This is a genomic window from Allorhodopirellula solitaria (assembly GCF_007859855.1).
Taxonomy (GTDB): Bacteria; Planctomycetota; Planctomycetia; order Pirellulales; family Pirellulaceae; genus Rhodopirellula; species Rhodopirellula solitaria.
In genome coordinates, this window is record NZ_SJPK01000034.1 from 1 (window position 1) to 16,956 (window position 16,956).

Sequence of the window (16,956 nt, forward strand, 5' to 3'; positions counted from 1 at the left end):
GGGATTGAATTTCAGAATCTGCGATTGCTTGAGTGAGGCTTCCGACGATACCTTTGACATCCATGAGGCTTCCTTTCCTGCGGTGTTAGTTTGAGCACCAACATTTTGCAGGAGGAAGCCTCTTTTCGTGAATACCAATCTCGCCAGATCACAGGCGCACTACGCGGATCGCACCCTGCCAGGCGGTTAATGTTGTTGACATCGACACCTTCTTTCTCCATTGAATTTTCGGTCTGGTCCGAGTCATCAAAGTTCGCTGTCTCGTCGTCGTCTCGTTTTAGCTTGGCGGTTTCAAGAAAGCTCTCGAACGACGCAAGCATCCCAATTTGAAATGATGAATTGAATCGCTCGTGTCCCAGCAACTCGGTGACCTTTTTCTGCACCAACGCCACTACCATTCGTTGCTTCGGATCCTCAACTCGGATCGGTTCGTCATGCGAGACGACGCCACCCCGTCGCCACTCACGCCGATACTCATTCTTGGTCAACTCGTCTGCGCCAATTCGCACCGATGTCACCCGTCGAATCAAAAAATCTGATGCAACAGCCTTTCGCGTTTCATCGCTGATTTTTTTGTCTAAGAGCTTTTTGTATGGGCCGGCTTTTCCGAAGACATCCAGTTGGTTCCAAAGCTGCTGATAGGTCTCTTCGACTGGCGTTGCAGATAGAAACAAGACGCGTGATGCTCGCGAAGCGTACCCCGGAAACAGTTTCGAGTCGATCTCGGCGCTCGGATGCCCCATCGCCAATGCCAACAAGCGGTTGCGAGATGAAACACTTTCTCCATAGCCATGCTTTAGGTTGTGAGCTTCGTCGACAATCACAAGGTCAAACTTAGGTAGGACGCAGCAAAGAGCCTTGGCGAAATTGTCTTTGAAAGCTTCCTTGCTACGAAGGTCGAAGATTTCATTGCGAAGCCACGGAACACTGGATCGAAATGCGTCTCGGATCTTCTCGCCCCGCTCTCGATTCACTGCGTGCTTGCCTGTGACCGGAAAGCTGAAACTCGTCATCCTGGCGAAGAAATCGCGATTCGGATCCGCCGTAACCTCGTGAACCAGATCATGCAAATTGCCACAGGAAACCAGCGGGCGTGCCGGAGATCCGTGAAGCGATTTGACTCGCATGTCGCAGATGCGGACATTGTTCGCGACGAAGTTTCGCTGTTCCTTCATCCATTTCGATTGGATATTGCCGCGTGGGGCGAGCACAAGAACGCGAAAGCCGGGATTGAAATGGCGAAATAGAGCCAGGGCTCCGAGTGCAACGTATGTTTTTCCCATCCCGACTTCGTCGGCCAGGTAGGCAACACCGTGGGCCTGCAGCATGTTGTGAATTGCAACAGCTCCTTCGAGTTGTTCGTTTCCACGGGCTTCACCAATGCGACTCCCAAAGTCGAGCAGCTGTGATGCGACTTTTGTGTCGAGCAATATGTTAGCCATCGGACGCCTCCACCGGTTTTGCTCGCTTCAAGAACCATTTGTCGAACCACGACAGGAACTCGCCAAAGTCGTCGCCGTTATCTTTTAGCAACCGATCACGGACCGATTCCAATTCGGTAAACCGACCTGAAAGCTTCATTGCATTCTCAGCCTGCTTACTCCAATACTCCGGGTAGTCTTTCGCAATCTCAGTGCATAGTTGCTTGCAACACATCAAAATTACATATCCGTCGACAGCGTCCAGCGTTTCTCGCTGCGCTGAGATGCGATCAAGCAGCGTTCCTAGCGAATCGTACTTGCGACCGAAAAGACGATAGCTGGCCTGCTTTGGCTGTCCCTCCTCGAGCGACTTTCGGACGGCACGTTCCAGGCAGCCAAACGCGTGGAAAAATCCTGCGAACCGATCGAAAAGCGTATCGTTGTCCAAGGCGATCTTGGCTCGAACCACCAGATCATCGCCGGTTCCGGTCCCCGCCAAAACAGTAGCTCGTGTTTCTATGAATGCTGCACGTTGCTCAGCACTCAACAATGACCAATATCGCAGAATATCCGCCGTCGACAGTTGCAACAGCAACGACGGTTTGTGTGACATCCCCTCTTCCTGAATGAGAACGAATGCCGATTTGTCGCCGTCGCCGTGGACCTCCACCAACGAAGTGTTGCGAAGCGAGCTCGCGATCGCGGACGCTACCCCTTCCTCTAGCTCAGTCCATTCTCGTGGAGCGAGCGGGCCAATTTTTCCGATCGCCACGTTCCGATCGGCTATTCGCAATTCCGGCGAGGGTGCTTTGTGATCCCAGAACGCTGACGCTTTCTCGGTGTCCCAGTTGTACCGCAAATTCAGTGGCGAGCTGACATCACTGGCCCCTTCGTCTTCACCGCGAACCACGAACTCCATCGGCGTTTTTGAATCTGGACTCAACCAGAAATAAGGTCGACGCGGAGTCGGCACTTCGAGCAAGAAACCGCTTTCTAGATTTCCGCCTTTCTGATGGGCGCTACGCGTCAGGTTCGGTGACCCCAGGAAACAGATCTCGCGTTTGGGGCTCTGCGTGAAGAAGCGATAGATCTTGGCATGGACGAACCGTACGCCTGCCTCTTCACGTGATCCCCTCCGCATGATGTCCTTTGGCAGATGGCTCCAATGTACGTTCGGCAGTTCATCGACCGATTCAAACAGTTCCTTTCGCACGAACGCTTCTCCGGCGCCACTTCGCGGCAAGAACACACGGACTTCTTTCGGATCGAACAAACTGATCAATTCGTTCAGCGGCTGGCACTGCTCGGCATCGTCGAAATAGGGTGAAATGATTTCTAAATAGCAGCCTTGCATCTGATTGCGGATATGCCCGCTGAGAAAATCAGGCAGGCTTTGGCGTCCTTGGTAGAAGTGCGGCAGCAACTCGCCACCGATCGACCGCTGTTTTCGTTGCTCACTAGCTCGGAGAAAGGCTAGGACATCGTCGATAGCAGCATGACTGGTTTGGTCAGGGCTGCGTCGCTTGATGGACTGCAAGAATTTGGTCAGTCGATCCTTCAATCGCGTCTTGTCGCCTTCCGCAATTTCCTCAACGTGGCAGCACTCGATGTTCTCCCACCAACCCGATCGCGTCAAATTTGCCGACAAGCAAGCAACCAGCAACGTTAGCGGATGGAAGCCGTCCTCGTCCGCTTCCTCGTCCTCCACCAGTAGCAACACGTTCTTTGGGTGAAAGATGGCGTTGTGCTGGATCGGTATGTAGCGGACGTCCAATTTAGCGGATCCCGCATCACCCACGACCAGGCCGCCGGCGTCGTAATACACGGCGATTTCGCCAGCGAGATCGCGAATCGCGTCTTCCAACTGCAACAGCCGAACGGTCGAAGCGTGGCTAAGGCCAATGTCAAAGAACGCTGGCAGCACCTCTTGCTCAAAGAACCCTGGATCGAATTGGTAAGTCATCAGCACTGCTGAACGCAGCCGACGCCCTTCCATTCGGAGCTGAAAGTGGTCCGACAATGCCTCATGAGGAATCTCAGTCACTGGACTTCTCCCTCAGGTTCTTCTCGGAATTTAGTGGCACGTATTTTCCGGCATCAGATCGAGTTTGCCGCAGTAAAACAGAATCCTGAGTCGGTAGTTGGCGAAGGAACGAAAGCCTCTTGCGGCTGACTTGATGGATTGAATCTTGCTATTGAATCCCTCGGCCAACCCATTAGTGACATGATGCCGAAAGTAGCTCAGCAGTCCAGGCAGATGCCTCTTGAGCATCCGCGCGACCTTCTTGATTGGCTCCAAGCGACTGCGAATCGCCCAGCCGTACCAAGAACGGAAGAACTCTCCCGCCGTGCCTGAATTCTCACTCAGCCAGAAATGACGAAAGTTCTCTTTGATAGCCCAAGCACGGCCCGTTTGAAGATCACTTTTCTGAAGGATCTGCATCTCGACCTGACCGTCCTCATCGAGATTCTCCTCGTTGTACAACAGCAACTGACGCAAGCCCGTCAAGCAATCATCACCCTCGGACTTGAGCTCGCGGTGCTCCCTCCGTCGCACCTTGTCGACGGCCTCATTGAGATACTTGCTGACATGAAATTTGTCATGGACGATCTCCGCGTTCGGGGCATTCTTGTTGGAGCTGGTCATGAACGCCTGCCACATGTCCAATGACACCGATTCAACCCCTTTTCGCTGGTTTTCGTTGAGTGTTTGCCAAAGTTCATCGGTAGCCACAGTGGTGCGATCCTTGGTCACATCAAGAACTCGCCGATGATCCTGGTCAGTCAATACCGAGACGTAGTCATGACCTTTACCGAGGCTCTTTTCGTCAATGCCGACGTGCTTGATCTCGTCAAGTGTCCGCCGGTCGATACCGCGAGCAACGGCCCGTTCGATCAGCTTATGCACCGACTCCCAATTAAGGCTCAGCAAGGCAGCCGCCCGCGAGACATTCGCTGCAGCTTGGAGAACGCGAATTCCGAAAGCTTCGAACATCAAAGTGAAACGAGAGTGCTTACCTGCCCACGGAACCGAGACCGTTTTGACGCCACATTGAGCGCATCGGCAACGGGGAACCGCCGCCTTGATCTCTGTCGTGAACTGCATGGTATCGAGATGTCGCCACGTTCGCGGAGGCGCTGTGTCGGCTCTACCACAACTACCGTGGCACTCAGGACAGGTCAAAGGACCGCCCCGGTGAGAGAGTTCGATTACGACCGAATTCTCCTCTAACTGAAGGTCCACCTTGGACACTGTCCAAGAATCATCGAGGCCAAGAAGATCACGGTAATGTTCGTTGAGACTGTTCATCCCACCAGTTTACAAAAACCAGCTAAAATCGGCTATCTGCCACTAAATTCCGAGAAGAACCCTCCCTCAAAACACGAGCAACACTACGCAGCGAGTCCAAGAAATAGGGAAAACGCCAGAGCTCGCCAAGTTTGTCTTCGTCAGGCAGCTTTCCGTTCTCATCTTTAAATCGCACGTTCATTTTGCCATGATTCCGTTCAATCCATGCCGCGCCCCCACGTGTAGTCATCACGCTTGCGTTCTGCTGAATGAGTTGCTCGATAACGTCTGCGAAGCGACCGCTCGACAACGCATGGCCGATCGCGACCCACCGATCGCCGACTGATGAGTCACCCCCACTCCACTGTCCGTGCATCCCATCGAGCACGCTGGGTTCAATCGTCGTCAGGCCGCCGCCCCATTGTTTCTCAACCGCGCTGGCGACCTCTTTGATTGTTAGGCCATCCGAACCCAACAGATATTCAAACAGAAGCGATGATGGAGCAAGCACGGATTCTGTTATTCGGATGCGTTCCAGATCTGTCGCCAATGGTTGCCATGGATCACCGCGGCTAGTCGCAGCTTTCACCAGATGCCGCATCGTCGCAGGAGTCCATTGAAACGATGTATCGCTCAAAGAGTCCGCAAGTAACAATGCGAGTTGACGTTGCCGCCCTTCGGTCGCGTCCGTTGGGCCACCCTCAACTAAATGTTCGTAAAAGAACTCCCGCTCTGCTTTGCGAATGTCTTGCTTCAGGACTTGCCCCACTGGGACGACCGGCGCGTCAGATTTCTTCAGGTCGAGCCGAGTCGATTTCGCCTTGAGTATCGCAACAATTCGACTCGCATCCTTGCCTGCACCGGCCTTGGTCATGATCGGCAAACAGTGCTTCTGAACGAATTCCATCGCGATCGGCGTCAATCGCGTTGGGCTTCCGTTAACCAACCCCGATGCTCGCGACGGCATCGTGTATAGGCCCCACAGGCCGTAGATCTTTTGGTTCGCAAGAATCTGGTGACTACGTTCATCCGACAACGTAACCCGGTTACTCTCGCTAAGATTTCGTTTCACACGCTCGGTTCCGCGGAAGTGGAAATCGCCATTGACGCTGGCTCGCGAGTACGCCGCCAACTGCTCCCACTTCAAAAACGTCGCCAATTCCGAACCCGGCCCCAACTCGTCGGCAAGCTGTTCGGCAAAGTAGTAGCCCAACAGCAACGTCGAAAAATCACGAACCGAGTTGCTGACCGTTGTCAGGTTGCCAACCACATGACGCCCCATCCGCGTCCAAACCTGCTGAATCCCGAGCGGGTCACGAGAACCCTTGACGGCCGCCCGCGAGTCGAGATCGGTAAGGAAAGGAGTGTGAAGCATGGTGTGGTGTTAATTTTCGTCATTAGGAAAAGCTCAAGCGAATCCTCCACTAAGTGGTCTTTCTAGCAATCAGGTTTTCAAGTGCTTCTTCATAGGGGCGTCGACGAAATGAATTCTCAAACCATGCTTCCAGATTGTTCGGGGTATTTGACGAAAGTGATCCTGGCAGGTGTCTCAAGAATCCTTCTAACGCTGCACGATATACCAGAACAGCGATGGCCGGTAGGGAGGGAAGCCGATCATCCCTAAATGGGAACAAGCTCTTGAAGGCAACCTTGTTTCCATGAAGAAAATCGTTCCTAGTCTGGTAGAGCTCCGTATAGAGCCTTTGGCAGAAGTTGATGCGACGTACTGTTTTGCCGCTGTGGCTCTTGCTCTGATACGACCTGGCTTTCAGCTTAGGCGACATCCACGACGCATCTTCAAGACAGTCAAGGACTGTCGTTTTGTTCGCATTGCCGTTTCCCGGATGCGACAAGACCTCGAACGCACTGACCCAAGTCGCAACCGATAGCCCGAGGTCATGAATCGTCGGCACGCGAGTTCCAACACCGGGCAAACGTGAGGCGGCCGAAGCTACCTGTAGCGATCGGAATAAAGCGCGAGTGCCGCGATCGCTTTTTTTGTTTAGGTGCTTCCTGTTCCATTGCAGCAATAAGGCGTCCAGGACTCCGTTGTCGACTCCTGGGTGAATGCTGGTGGAGGGCGGAAGATATGGAGTCGTTTGGCCGGCAAAACCTTCGCTACGTTCATATCCGGTTAATGCCAGGCTTTGACCGACCAAATTACCGTCGGTGGTTGGCGTGTAGCTGTAGAAGTCAAAGTAGTTGGACCATTGGGGGTATCCTGCATTACCTCCAGAAAGCTGAAGACTAAATCCGTCGATCAAGCTACTAATCGCAACGGCGTTGCGGAAATCCAGAACAGCGACGAAGTCGATGTTGCCTGGTGCGTTGCTATTCACTAGCAGCGCGGAGGACTTGCAATCACGTCCAAACGCATCGGTTAGACCGCTTTTGAGAGCATTCGTCGCATCACACGAATTTGCAATCGCGACAAATCTCGGATCGCTGAATGGTACCAGAGCAAGAGACTGGTTTTCAATAGATTCCGTGAAACTGATTTGTGGCATCAAGTAGCCGAAATCCCAGCCATCTCCGACGACAGACTCAGTGCTTGCCATTTTTCCTATTTCCGTCGTTGCCCCGTCGCTAATCGCGTTACCCCTTCACAATCGATGCTTCGAGTGCATCGAGAGCCTGTTTGTCCATCCTCGCAATTCTTCGAAACAGATCTGGTCGTTGACGAATTCGCCGTCGCATTGAAGCTGGAACCTTGTCGGCTAACAGCAGCAATTCGTCTTCGTCAGCCTTCATTTCCGAAGCCAACTTGTGGATGAACTTCTCCGACGGGTAATCACCGAAGTGGAGTTTACCGTTCTCGACTTTGCTGATGTACGAAACGCTCACACCCATACAATCCGCAAGGTCTTGCTGAGTCATTGCTTGTTGGACGCGTAGTACGCGCACTCTTTCACCAAACTGCATGGCACCGGCACTCCTCTGATTGTGAAGGCCCCCGAGAGACCGTATGCTACCTGAACTTTTAGGTCAATATGCGGGGCGAGGTGATTTTTCGATGAGCGAAGCGAATGCAACGACAGAAACTGTTCTTTCGTCGGCACCGCTTGCGCGAGAGATCGATGCCTTGCTGACAGCACAATTGATCGTTGCTTGGGCGGGTGAATCCGGGACCAGTGATGATCCAACGGCGAAGCGATTGGGATGGTGGCGGACCAATCTGGTTGGTGACGGCGCTGAATACGAGCTTCAAGAGTTGTTACCGAACACGTGGCGCTGGGTCATGTTCCAATCCGTGCGCGAAGCCGCTCGTTTGCATGACGCGGCGGTTCGCTCGAAAGATCATGATCCTGACCGTCTATTGACTCTCTTTTCTTTGGGCTTCGCGATTGACGAGAAGGTTGAAGACAGGCTTCGGCAACTGAAGCTTGCTGGCACGGATCCTCGAGAAGCACTCCCGCAATTGGGGGAAGCAATCGCTGACGGATGGAACAGAGACGCATTCGCGAGTTGGACCAGTTCGTTCGGCAAAGAATCGTTTACTGAGGTGCCCGCAGGGCGACGTTTGAAGGGCAAGCCACCTCAGATCCTTGGCGAACTGACCAGCCGTTTGGTCGCAGGACTGTCACCGATTGCTGGCAGTTACCCGATGCCACACTTCCGGAGGGATGCATAGCGATGCAATACAAGGAGGAAACGCAACCGCATACACGAATGATGAAATGCACCCTTGAAATCGAACCTTCTCGTTCATATTGGCATTTATGTGAGTCCACCGGCGGCAGCGTTTCAAAGGAAAAAGCCTTTGAGGAATCTGTCTTCGGATCCAAGACGTTTCTGCGCGTTGAGCGTTTGATCGCAGACATGCGACACCGATACGATGCCTATCCATTTGCCCTGGAAGTGCTCGGCAAATGGCGACCAATGGAACTCAGCGATCGAGCACTCATTTGTCACTGGCATACCCAGCTGGCCGATCCGATTTATCGCAAATTCACTGGCGACTACCTGGTCGAGCGTTATTACGGTCCCGCTGGCAACGTGGACAACGACATGACCAGTCGTTGGATCGAGTTGACCGTGCCCGATCGTTGGCAGATTCCCACACGGAATAAGATTGCCAGCAAAATGCTCACATCAGCGCTCTCCGCTGGCATCATCGCATCCAACCGCAACCCACGGCCGATCCTTTTCCCGCGTGTCAGTGATTTAGCATTGTGCTACCTGATGTATCTGCTGCGAGAGATTCAATACGAGGGCTCTGCGATCTCCAACCCCTACCTGACATCGGTCGGGCTGGATCAAGATGAAGCCGTTCGGCGAATTCGTGGAATTCGAGAATTAGGCTTTTCCAAACAAGGCGACTTGCTTCAGTTTGATTGGCAGCACGATTCGATGATGGCATGGGCGTGCAGCGCAGGAATCCTTGCTGAAGTCGACAATGAGACGAATAACATGCAGAGGGCCGCAACATGAGTATGCCCCTGTTCGAGCAGTCATCACTTACCGATGTGATGGCGGATTTGAAGAGCGATCTGATTCAAAAAGACGGGCCACGCATCAGCACGATGCGCAACTATCGGTTCGCTATTGTCTGTTACGACCCCGCTGACGAATTTCAATTGCGTCGGGAGGTCGTCAGGCTCAATGACGATCTGCGGGACCATGGCTGGTGCGTCCTGAGCATCAACCTGCAAAAGTTGCTACTCGACCGAATCGCCGCTCAAGGTGAGGAGTGGTCCGACGCCATGATGAGAATGGAAACCGCACTTCAGAAGGTCGATCCGGAGCGAGGCCTACAGTACCTCAAGGATCAAGTTGGCCCACTCATCGAAGGCCCTGAAGGTATCGCTGCGGATTGCAGTCGCATCATCGATGAATTCATCAAAGAGAACCCAGAAAAGAAAGACCGAACCGTCGCCATGATCGGACGCGCCGGCGCTCTTTATCCGTTCTACCGATCCTCGGCCTTGCTGAAACATCTCGACGGACACACGCAGAACATTCCGGTCGTTTTGCTGTATCCCGGTGTACGAAATGGACCGACCGGGCTTTCGTTCATGGGCGTGATCAGCGCTGACAGTGACTATCGACCTCGCATTTATTCCTAGCCAAGCAACATGAAGATCAAAGAGCTATTCGCCGAGGATGTCACTCGCAGCATTCCGCCGGTTGTTTACTTCCACCAGCATTTGCCGGAACACATCGAATCGGAAGTCCGTGAATACATCATCACGGGTGGATGGAACGAAGACCATCCCAACTACAAACGCGTGCCCGATGGTATTCACGAACAATACGTGAAGCTGCTGCGTGGAATCACTCGAGAGCTTGATAAGCCAGGTGGCCCAGACCTGCCGAATGCGTGGATTTCTGGCTTTTACGGTTCGGGTAAATCGAGCTTCGCCAAGTTGCTTGGCTTGTCTCTTGACGGGAAAAGTCTGCCCGATGGGACATCGCTTTCTGAAGCATGGCTTGCGAGAAACAAGTCCCAGCGTCGTCAAGAAATGGTTGACGCTTGGGGCGAACTGCGTGCCAAGATCAATCCAATCTCGGTTGTCTTCGATGTTGGTGCCAAGGCACGTGACAACGAACACGTTCACGCAGTCGCGATTCGTCAGCTCCAGGAGCGACTCGGCTATGCAACCAAAGATCCGATCGTGGCCGACTTCGAGCTAAAGTTGGAACGCGATGGGCTGTATGACCAGTTTCAGGAAATCGCCCAGGCCCAGCTCGGCAAGCCATGGTCAGAAGTCAAAGACACGTCGATGGTCGACCAATCGTTCTCTTTGGTCATGCACCACCTGGACAAACAAAAGCACATTGATCCGCTCTCCTGGTCAATGGCTTACGCTGGCAAAGCACCTCCCGGGCGCTCGGCCGAAGAGGCGACCGCGGACATTGGCGACATGCTGCGTTTTCGGGCCGACGATGCCACGCTGTTTTTCGTCATTGACGAAGTCTCTCAGTACAGCCAATTCAACAAAGACCGAACCGACAAGCTTCGGGCGTTCGCGACTTCGCTTGGTTCGACGCTTCGTGGCAAAGTCTGGATGCTTGCGCTTGGTCAACAGAAGCTTGACGAAGGTGCCGGCGACGACGTCCTTGTCTGGGCACGTGATCGCTTTCCTCCTCAATTGCGAGTCCACCTTTCCGCTACCAACATTCGCGACGTCGTCCACCGTCGGCTGCTTCAAAAGAAGACCGAGCACGTCGCGATGCTCAAATCCGCGTTCGATGAACACCGGCCGGAGCTAAAACTGTTCGCGTACGGATGCAGCGAAGTCACCGCCGACGAATTCGTCGAAATCTACCCGATGTTGCCGGGGCAGATTGACCTCGTGCTGCAAATCACCTCCGCGCTACGGACGCGTTCCAACCGGGCTCCAGGCGACGACCACGCGATCCGGGGTTTGCTGCAATTGCTCGGCGACCTATTCAGCGACCTCAAACTGGCCGAGGCAGAATTCGGCAAGGTGGTCAGCCTGGATCAAATCTACGAGATCCAGAAGACCGCTCTCGATTCGGACACGCAATCGAGCATGTCACGGATCATGAATAAGTGCGTCGAGATCAAAGCTAACTTAGCACTTCGAGCCGCGAAAGCAGTTGCGTTGCTGGAGCTGATCCAAGAATCCGAACCGACCACGCCCGAGATGGTCGCCAAATGCCTCTACGACCGCCTCGGTGTCGGGGATCAGGTTTCCGAAGTCAAAGAAGCACTTGAGCTTCTACGGTCGCATGGTTTGCTCGGCTACTCCGACAAGCTGGGGTACAAGATCCAGTCTTCCGCTGGCGAAGAATGGGATCGCGAACGGCGAGACGGCGGGGCGAGCGTCGACAAAGTGGGCGACTACGTGCTGGCAGCCCTCAAAGAACTGTTGGCGACGATCGAGAAGCCCAAACTCAACGACCGCCCTTTTCCAATATCGGGTTTGTTCAACAACGCTCGCCTTCATGACGACGCCAAAATATTCAACCCCAACGACCCCACCTGCGTCACGCTCGATTTCCGTTACCTGCCCAACGAAGACCGCGGTGAATCCGACTGGATCCGTCAAAGCGATGAATCGGCGTTAAAGAACCGGCTGGTATGGGTATGCGGCGACAACGAAAAGGTTCGTGAAGAAGTCCGCGAACTGGCTCGCAGCGAGGCAATGGTCAAGAAGTATCGTCCACGACGTGAAAACCTGAGCGTTCAAAAGCGAACGTGCCTGAACGAGGAAGAGATTAAACTCGAAGACGGCACCCGGAAGGTCAAAGAAGCCGTCGCAGATTGCTTTCGTGCCGGAACGTTCTATTTCCGTGGCGATAAATACGAAGCTCGTTCACAGGGCGAAGCGTTTTCAACGGCGGCGAATCGCTGCGCCACCCGAATCATCAAAGATCTATTCGGGATGTTTGATGGCACCGTTGTCAGCCCAGCTGAAGTTGAACAGCTTCTGCAGGCCGACCTCGTTGGCGTCTCGGCAAAATTCATGCGAGACGAACTTGGAATCCTGGACCTGGACGGGGCACGGTATGAAGCCACCTGTACCGGAGTGGTACCGGTTCGCATTCAGGAAAAGATTGCAAGAGACAACGGCGTCAGCGGTAGTCTGCTCTTGTCCGACTTTGGTGGTGCGCCGTTCGGCTACCGACCAGAGCTTATCAAGGCTTGCGTTGCCGGACTGATTCGAGGATCGAAAGTCAAAGCCCAATTGAGCGATGGCGGAGCCGAGATCAACTCGTGGCGCGACGTGGGGATGCAGGAACTATTCACTTCCGCCCAAGCCTTCCGCCGCGCCGACTTCTTCCCTGCGGATGAGGGTGACATTAATCCCGGTCAACTGAACAAAATTAGAAAATTCTTCAACGATGAATTCAACCTGAAGCTTGGGCGCGACATTGGTGAGATTGCCGACGCCGTCGAGACGCAATTCCACCCTCTCAATCGCAAGCTGACCGACGTGGTCGGTGACCTGAAAAAACTCTCCGTCGCGGTTCCTATTCCATCCGAGTTTGAAACGCTTCGGCAAGCCATCGAAAAATGCCTTGCGAAGGTACGTCATGCCAAGCCAACCGTCCAGCAACTGTTAAAGAACCTGGACGCGCTCCGCGAAGGCATCCGCAAGGTCAATGTGTACCGATCGGAACTGCAAGACGATTTGATCGGTAAGATCAACGATGCGGGCGAGATTATGCGATACCAGTTCACTCAACTGGAACACCTTGGCCCCGTCGATGCAGAGGTGGCCGAAGCTGCCGAGCGAATCCAAACGCATCTGAAAACGGATCGCCCTTGGCTGGATGCCAGTGAGCTAGACAGCGACGTCGAGTTATTGCGAGAAGCGTACAAGACGCAGCGACGTGAACTGCTGGGTGCTCAGGAAGTTGGAGCTGACGCAGCACGTGGGACCGTTAAGAAGCGGCCAGGATTCAGCACGCTTTCATCCGACCACTCTGCGATTGTGCTTCGTGAATTTGATTCGGCAGTCACGAATACTGATGAAGACGCCGTCTCGCCCAAGTTGATCGACTTGCGTGATTCATTCCAAGCACGGTTGGGACGTTGCGAAGAGTCCGCCAATCGCAAGCTCGATGAAATCCTCAGCGAGACCAGCGACAAGATCCTTCGTCCCGTCTCGCTCAACTACTCCAATCGCGTCATCAATGATGAAACCGATGTCGACAAGTTGCTCGCTGAGATTCGCAAAGAGCTGATGGAGCATTTGGACGCTGACGTGAAAATGCGGATTGTTTGAGAACATCACCATGACGATGACACCTGAGGCCAAAGGCCAACTATCGAAAACGATTCGTGCGCTTCGCACTCGACTATTGGAAGACTTCAAGTCGGCCAACGACTCGACGTTCAAGTACTCTATTCGACGCCTCGACCAAGCTCGACTAAGCGAAGCCAATGCGACGCGTCGGCGACGCATCGAAGCCTGGGCGGCCGAGCAAGTCCGTGGTGAGGCTGGCAAGAAGAACAAGCGTACTGCCGAAGACTTCCGTCGCGACTTGGAAAAACAGGCTGCTTACACGCTGCTGAACCGGCTGCTGATCTTGCGGTTGATGGAAGCCGCCGGCCTGCACGCTGGCGATCTGGTCGCCAAGGGTTGGCAGAGTGATGTGTTTGGCAATCTGCGGTTCTTCTCGGCGGAGATCGTCGAGTACGACGAGACCGAGGGGTATGGGTTTTGGCTACGGATGATCTTTGACGATCTCGCGATTGACATGCCCGGCTTGTACGGCGACGCCGGTATGTCGGAGTACATTCCCGTCCGCACACAAACATTGCGTGCTGTCGTGGATGCGTTCGCGGATCCCGAATTGGATTCGTGCTGGACCGACGACATGACGCTCGGTTGGGTGTACCAGTACTGGAACGATCCCGAGCGAGAGAAGCTGGACAAGAAGATCAACGACGGCGGCAAGATCGAACCGCACGAGATCGCCAGCAAGACTCAGATGTTCACGGAACGCTACATGGTCGATTGGTTGTTGCAAAACAGCCTCGGTCCGATGTGGTTGGCCATGTGCCAAAAGCACAGCTGGACACCGCTTGCCGAATCGACCGGGACGCTTGATGCGTTGGAGCTGCGTCGAATCGAGTGGCGAGCAAAACGCGATGCCGGAGAGGTCGAGTTGATTGACCTGATGCCGCTGGAAACGGAACTGGAACATCGCTGGGCGTACTACGTGCCGCAGCCGATTCCGGACGACGCCGTCGAGCACGCACCCGAATCGGTTCGTGAGTTGAAGATTTTGGATCCCGCCGTTGGTTCGGGGCACTTTCTGATTGTCGCGTTTGACTTGCTATTTGCGTTGTACGAGGAGGAGGCGAGACATCGTGCCGAATCAGGCGACGAAGACAACTGGTCGCCGCAAGCCATCGTCGAATCCATTCTTGAAAACAATTTGCATGGCGTCGACCTCGATCCGCGTGCTGTGCAAATCGCTGCGGCGGCGTTGTGGATCAAGGCCAAGTCGAAATGTGCGGACGCTCATCCGTCGCGATTGAACCTGGTTGCATCCAACCTCGGCATCGCACGACTGCCGGACAACGATCTGGCATTGGTGGAGCTACGCGAGACCGTTGAGAAAGAAACCGGCATTCCCGCATCACTGACCAACCAAATCATCGAAGCTCTTCGCGGTGCCGATCACTTGGGCAGTTTGCTGAAGATCGACAAGGCGATTGATGACGCGATCACAAACTACGCGGTCGAGAACGGTTGGGAAGGGAACGCCATGCAACTCAAGATGTTCCCCGACGGGCGAATGGAACAGCAGAATCTGCCGTTCCCAAAAGAGCAGGCTACAAGGAACCTGCTCGCGGCGATTGAGACGTTTCTGGACAAGCACTCCGGTGCCGATGAACTCGGACTGCGTTTGCATGGAGAGCAATTGGCCGCCGGTGTTCGATTCATGCGAATCGTTAAGGAGGGGCGATACGATCTAGTTATCGCGAACCCGCCGTATCAAGGGACGAGTAAACTCCTGACGTCAAAATACATTGAAAAAGAGTATTCCACGGCTAAAGCCGATCTCTATGCCGCATTTATCTTACGGGGGTTGATGCTTGTTCGGTCAGGCGGCACCTCAGCAATGCTGACAATGCGAAATTGGATGTTCATCCAACAGTACGACTCATTCAGAGAATTTTTACTTCCAAACTATGATCTGCGATCATTGGGCGATTTCGCAGTTGGCGCGTTCGACGAAGTACCTAACGATATTCTATCGGTTGTTGCGAGCGTCTTTCGGAAGTGTACTGTTGCCGACCTTCCTGGCGTGGCAATCCAGCCCACGCCCCCTGGTGTCCCAGAGTATGACAGGCAACGAACAAAACGCAAACGAGCTACCATCTTATGTCAGTTTGGTTCGTTCACTTTCAACTCAAAGAGTTTTCAGAACATCCCAAGTATGCCAGCCATCTATTGGTGGTCCGATGAATTTGTTCAGAGCTATTCATCTGCGTCAAAGCTTGGGGATGATTCGTCCGGAAAATTCGGTATAAACCTCGGCAACAATACTCGCTTTGTAGTCCGACCTTGGGAGCCAGCGACGACTTCCTTCGTGTCCATAGCAATCGACAGCGAGATTGTTCCGGAACTTACCCAGCGGACTTTTACACGTTATCTAATGGGGGCGAAAGGCACAGCTTGGTGTGACCCAGTCGAGAATTTGGTTCGCTGGAAAGACAGAGGACTTGAAGTAAAGATTTCTGCCGAATACCGATACGGAAGCTATACAAGAAAAGTTACGAATGAGGCATTTTACTTCATGCCCGGTGTCGCGTTTTCAACGGTTGGCTCTCAGTTTACTGCGCGACTTCATCAATGGCGTTGTGTTATCGACGGCAGCGGATCTTCGGTCTACCCAAGCGACTGTGGACGAACCATTTGCGTAATGAATGCCTCAGTATCGAAAAAGATTTTAGAGTCACTGAACCCAACGATCTCCTTCACGGTTGGCGATGTAAATCGCCTCGCTCTAATTGAAATTGAACATGCATCGGCAATCGTTTCACGAGTTCAAGATGCGTTCGGGCGTCACGAGAACTGCCGCGAACCTTCGACGCTATTTAGACGGCCAGGGGCTTCGTCTTGGGAACTGACACAAAATTGGGCGCAGCAAGCTGTTGATGTACCTAGCGGAGAGTCTCTCCCGAACTTCGATGAACAATTCACTCCTGAAAAAGCTACCCACCATCTTAGTTTCGCGGTTGGTGTTTCATTGGGCAGGTTCGGGGAAAATGGTGACGGGCTTCTTGATCCGAGTACTGATTCGCTCGGTCACGCTTTGCCAAACGGCCTGTTGTTCCTCGATGGTTCGCTCGGTGAAAGCGATGACCGCGATAGCCTGGGACATCCGGTAGTGGCTCCGCTGCACGCTGCTTGGACCGAGTATGGACCGCAACTGAATACGCGGCGCACCTTGCGTCAGTGGTTGATGCTTGACTTCTTCAAAGACGTTCACAAGGACATGTACGAGAATCGCCCCATCCATTGGCCGATTTCGTCAAAGAATAAAACCTTTGTCGCCTTCATCAACATCCATCGCTGGAACTCCAACACTCTGCGGTCATTGCTGGCCGATCATTTGCAGACCGGGGCATTGCCGCGGCTCGATGGTGAACTGGCAGACTTGCGAGCCAATCGCGGCGATAAGGATACGGTTCTTCTCGGAATTTAGTGGCACGTATTTTCCGGCATCAGATCGAGTTTGCCGCAGTAAAACAGAATCCTGAGTCGGTAGTTGGCGAAGGAACGAAAGCCTCTTGCGGCTGACTTGATGGATTGA

The 16,956-nt window shown here is 53.7% G+C and carries 11 protein-coding genes; 5 read left to right on the top strand and 6 right to left on the bottom strand.

Translation table 11 applies throughout. The annotated features are described in order from the left end of the window. Positions 1-11: 11 nt before the first annotated feature. The 6 genes from CA85_RS23905 to CA85_RS23930 are packed head-to-tail and all read right to left on the bottom strand — an operon-like array spanning position 12 to position 7,632. Positions 12-1,442, bottom strand: a complete 1,431-nt coding sequence (locus CA85_RS23905; RefSeq protein ID WP_146394122.1) for a DEAD/DEAH box helicase family protein — start codon at positions 1,440-1,442, stop codon at positions 12-14. Further along, a complete protein-coding gene (locus tag CA85_RS23910) occupies positions 1,435-3,465 on the bottom strand; it encodes a phospholipase D-like domain-containing protein (protein WP_146394124.1) in 2,031 nt (676 codons plus the stop codon). The genes CA85_RS23905 and CA85_RS23910 overlap by 8 nt, the downstream gene beginning before the upstream one ends. A 30-nt stretch (positions 3,466-3,495) precedes the next feature. After that, positions 3,496-4,731 carry an ISL3 family transposase gene (locus tag CA85_RS23915; RefSeq protein ID WP_146394126.1) on the bottom strand — a complete coding sequence of 412 codons (1,236 nt, stop codon included), beginning with the start codon at positions 4,729-4,731 and terminating at the stop codon, positions 3,496-3,498. 22 nt (positions 4,732-4,753) lie between these two features. Next, positions 4,754-6,085: a hypothetical protein gene (locus CA85_RS23920; protein ID WP_146394127.1), complete on the bottom strand. Its 1,332-nt coding sequence runs from the start codon at positions 6,083-6,085 to the stop codon at positions 4,754-4,756. 49 nt (positions 6,086-6,134) lie between these two features. Next, a complete protein-coding gene (locus tag CA85_RS23925) occupies positions 6,135-7,268 on the bottom strand; it encodes a hypothetical protein (RefSeq protein ID WP_146394129.1) in 1,134 nt (377 codons plus the stop codon). Positions 7,269-7,305: 37 nt separating this feature from the next. Then, positions 7,306-7,632 carry a helix-turn-helix domain-containing protein gene (locus CA85_RS23930; protein ID WP_146394131.1) on the bottom strand — a complete coding sequence of 109 codons (327 nt, stop codon included), beginning with the start codon at positions 7,630-7,632 and terminating at the stop codon, positions 7,306-7,308. Between the two features lie 43 nt (positions 7,633-7,675). Here CA85_RS23930 and brxE point away from each other — a divergent pair, with 43 nt between their 5' ends. The 5 genes from brxE (at position 7,676) to pglX (ending at position 16,848) form a co-directional block, all read left to right on the top strand. Beyond that, entirely contained in the window at positions 7,676-8,341 is a 666-nt protein-coding gene (brxE, locus tag CA85_RS23935; protein ID WP_146394133.1) for a BREX-6 system BrxE protein, read from the top strand. Positions 8,342-8,529: 188 nt separating this feature from the next. After that, positions 8,530-9,141 (top strand): hypothetical protein, encoded by a 612-nt coding sequence (locus tag CA85_RS23940; protein WP_186775190.1) that lies wholly within the window; start codon positions 8,530-8,532, stop codon positions 9,139-9,141. Further along, positions 9,138-9,776 (top strand): DUF1788 domain-containing protein, encoded by a 639-nt coding sequence (locus CA85_RS23945; RefSeq protein ID WP_146394137.1) that lies wholly within the window; start codon positions 9,138-9,140, stop codon positions 9,774-9,776. Before CA85_RS23940 ends, CA85_RS23945 begins: the two co-directional genes overlap by 4 nt. Before the next feature lie 9 nt (positions 9,777-9,785). Next, positions 9,786-13,409, top strand: a complete 3,624-nt coding sequence (gene brxC / locus CA85_RS23950) for a BREX system P-loop protein BrxC (protein WP_146394139.1) — start codon at positions 9,786-9,788, stop codon at positions 13,407-13,409. 10 nt (positions 13,410-13,419) lie between these two features. Beyond that, positions 13,420-16,848 carry a BREX-6 system adenine-specific DNA-methyltransferase PglX gene (pglX, locus tag CA85_RS23955; protein ID WP_246113106.1) on the top strand — a complete coding sequence of 1,143 codons (3,429 nt, stop codon included), beginning with the start codon at positions 13,420-13,422 and terminating at the stop codon, positions 16,846-16,848. Positions 16,849-16,956: the final 108 nt, after the last annotated feature.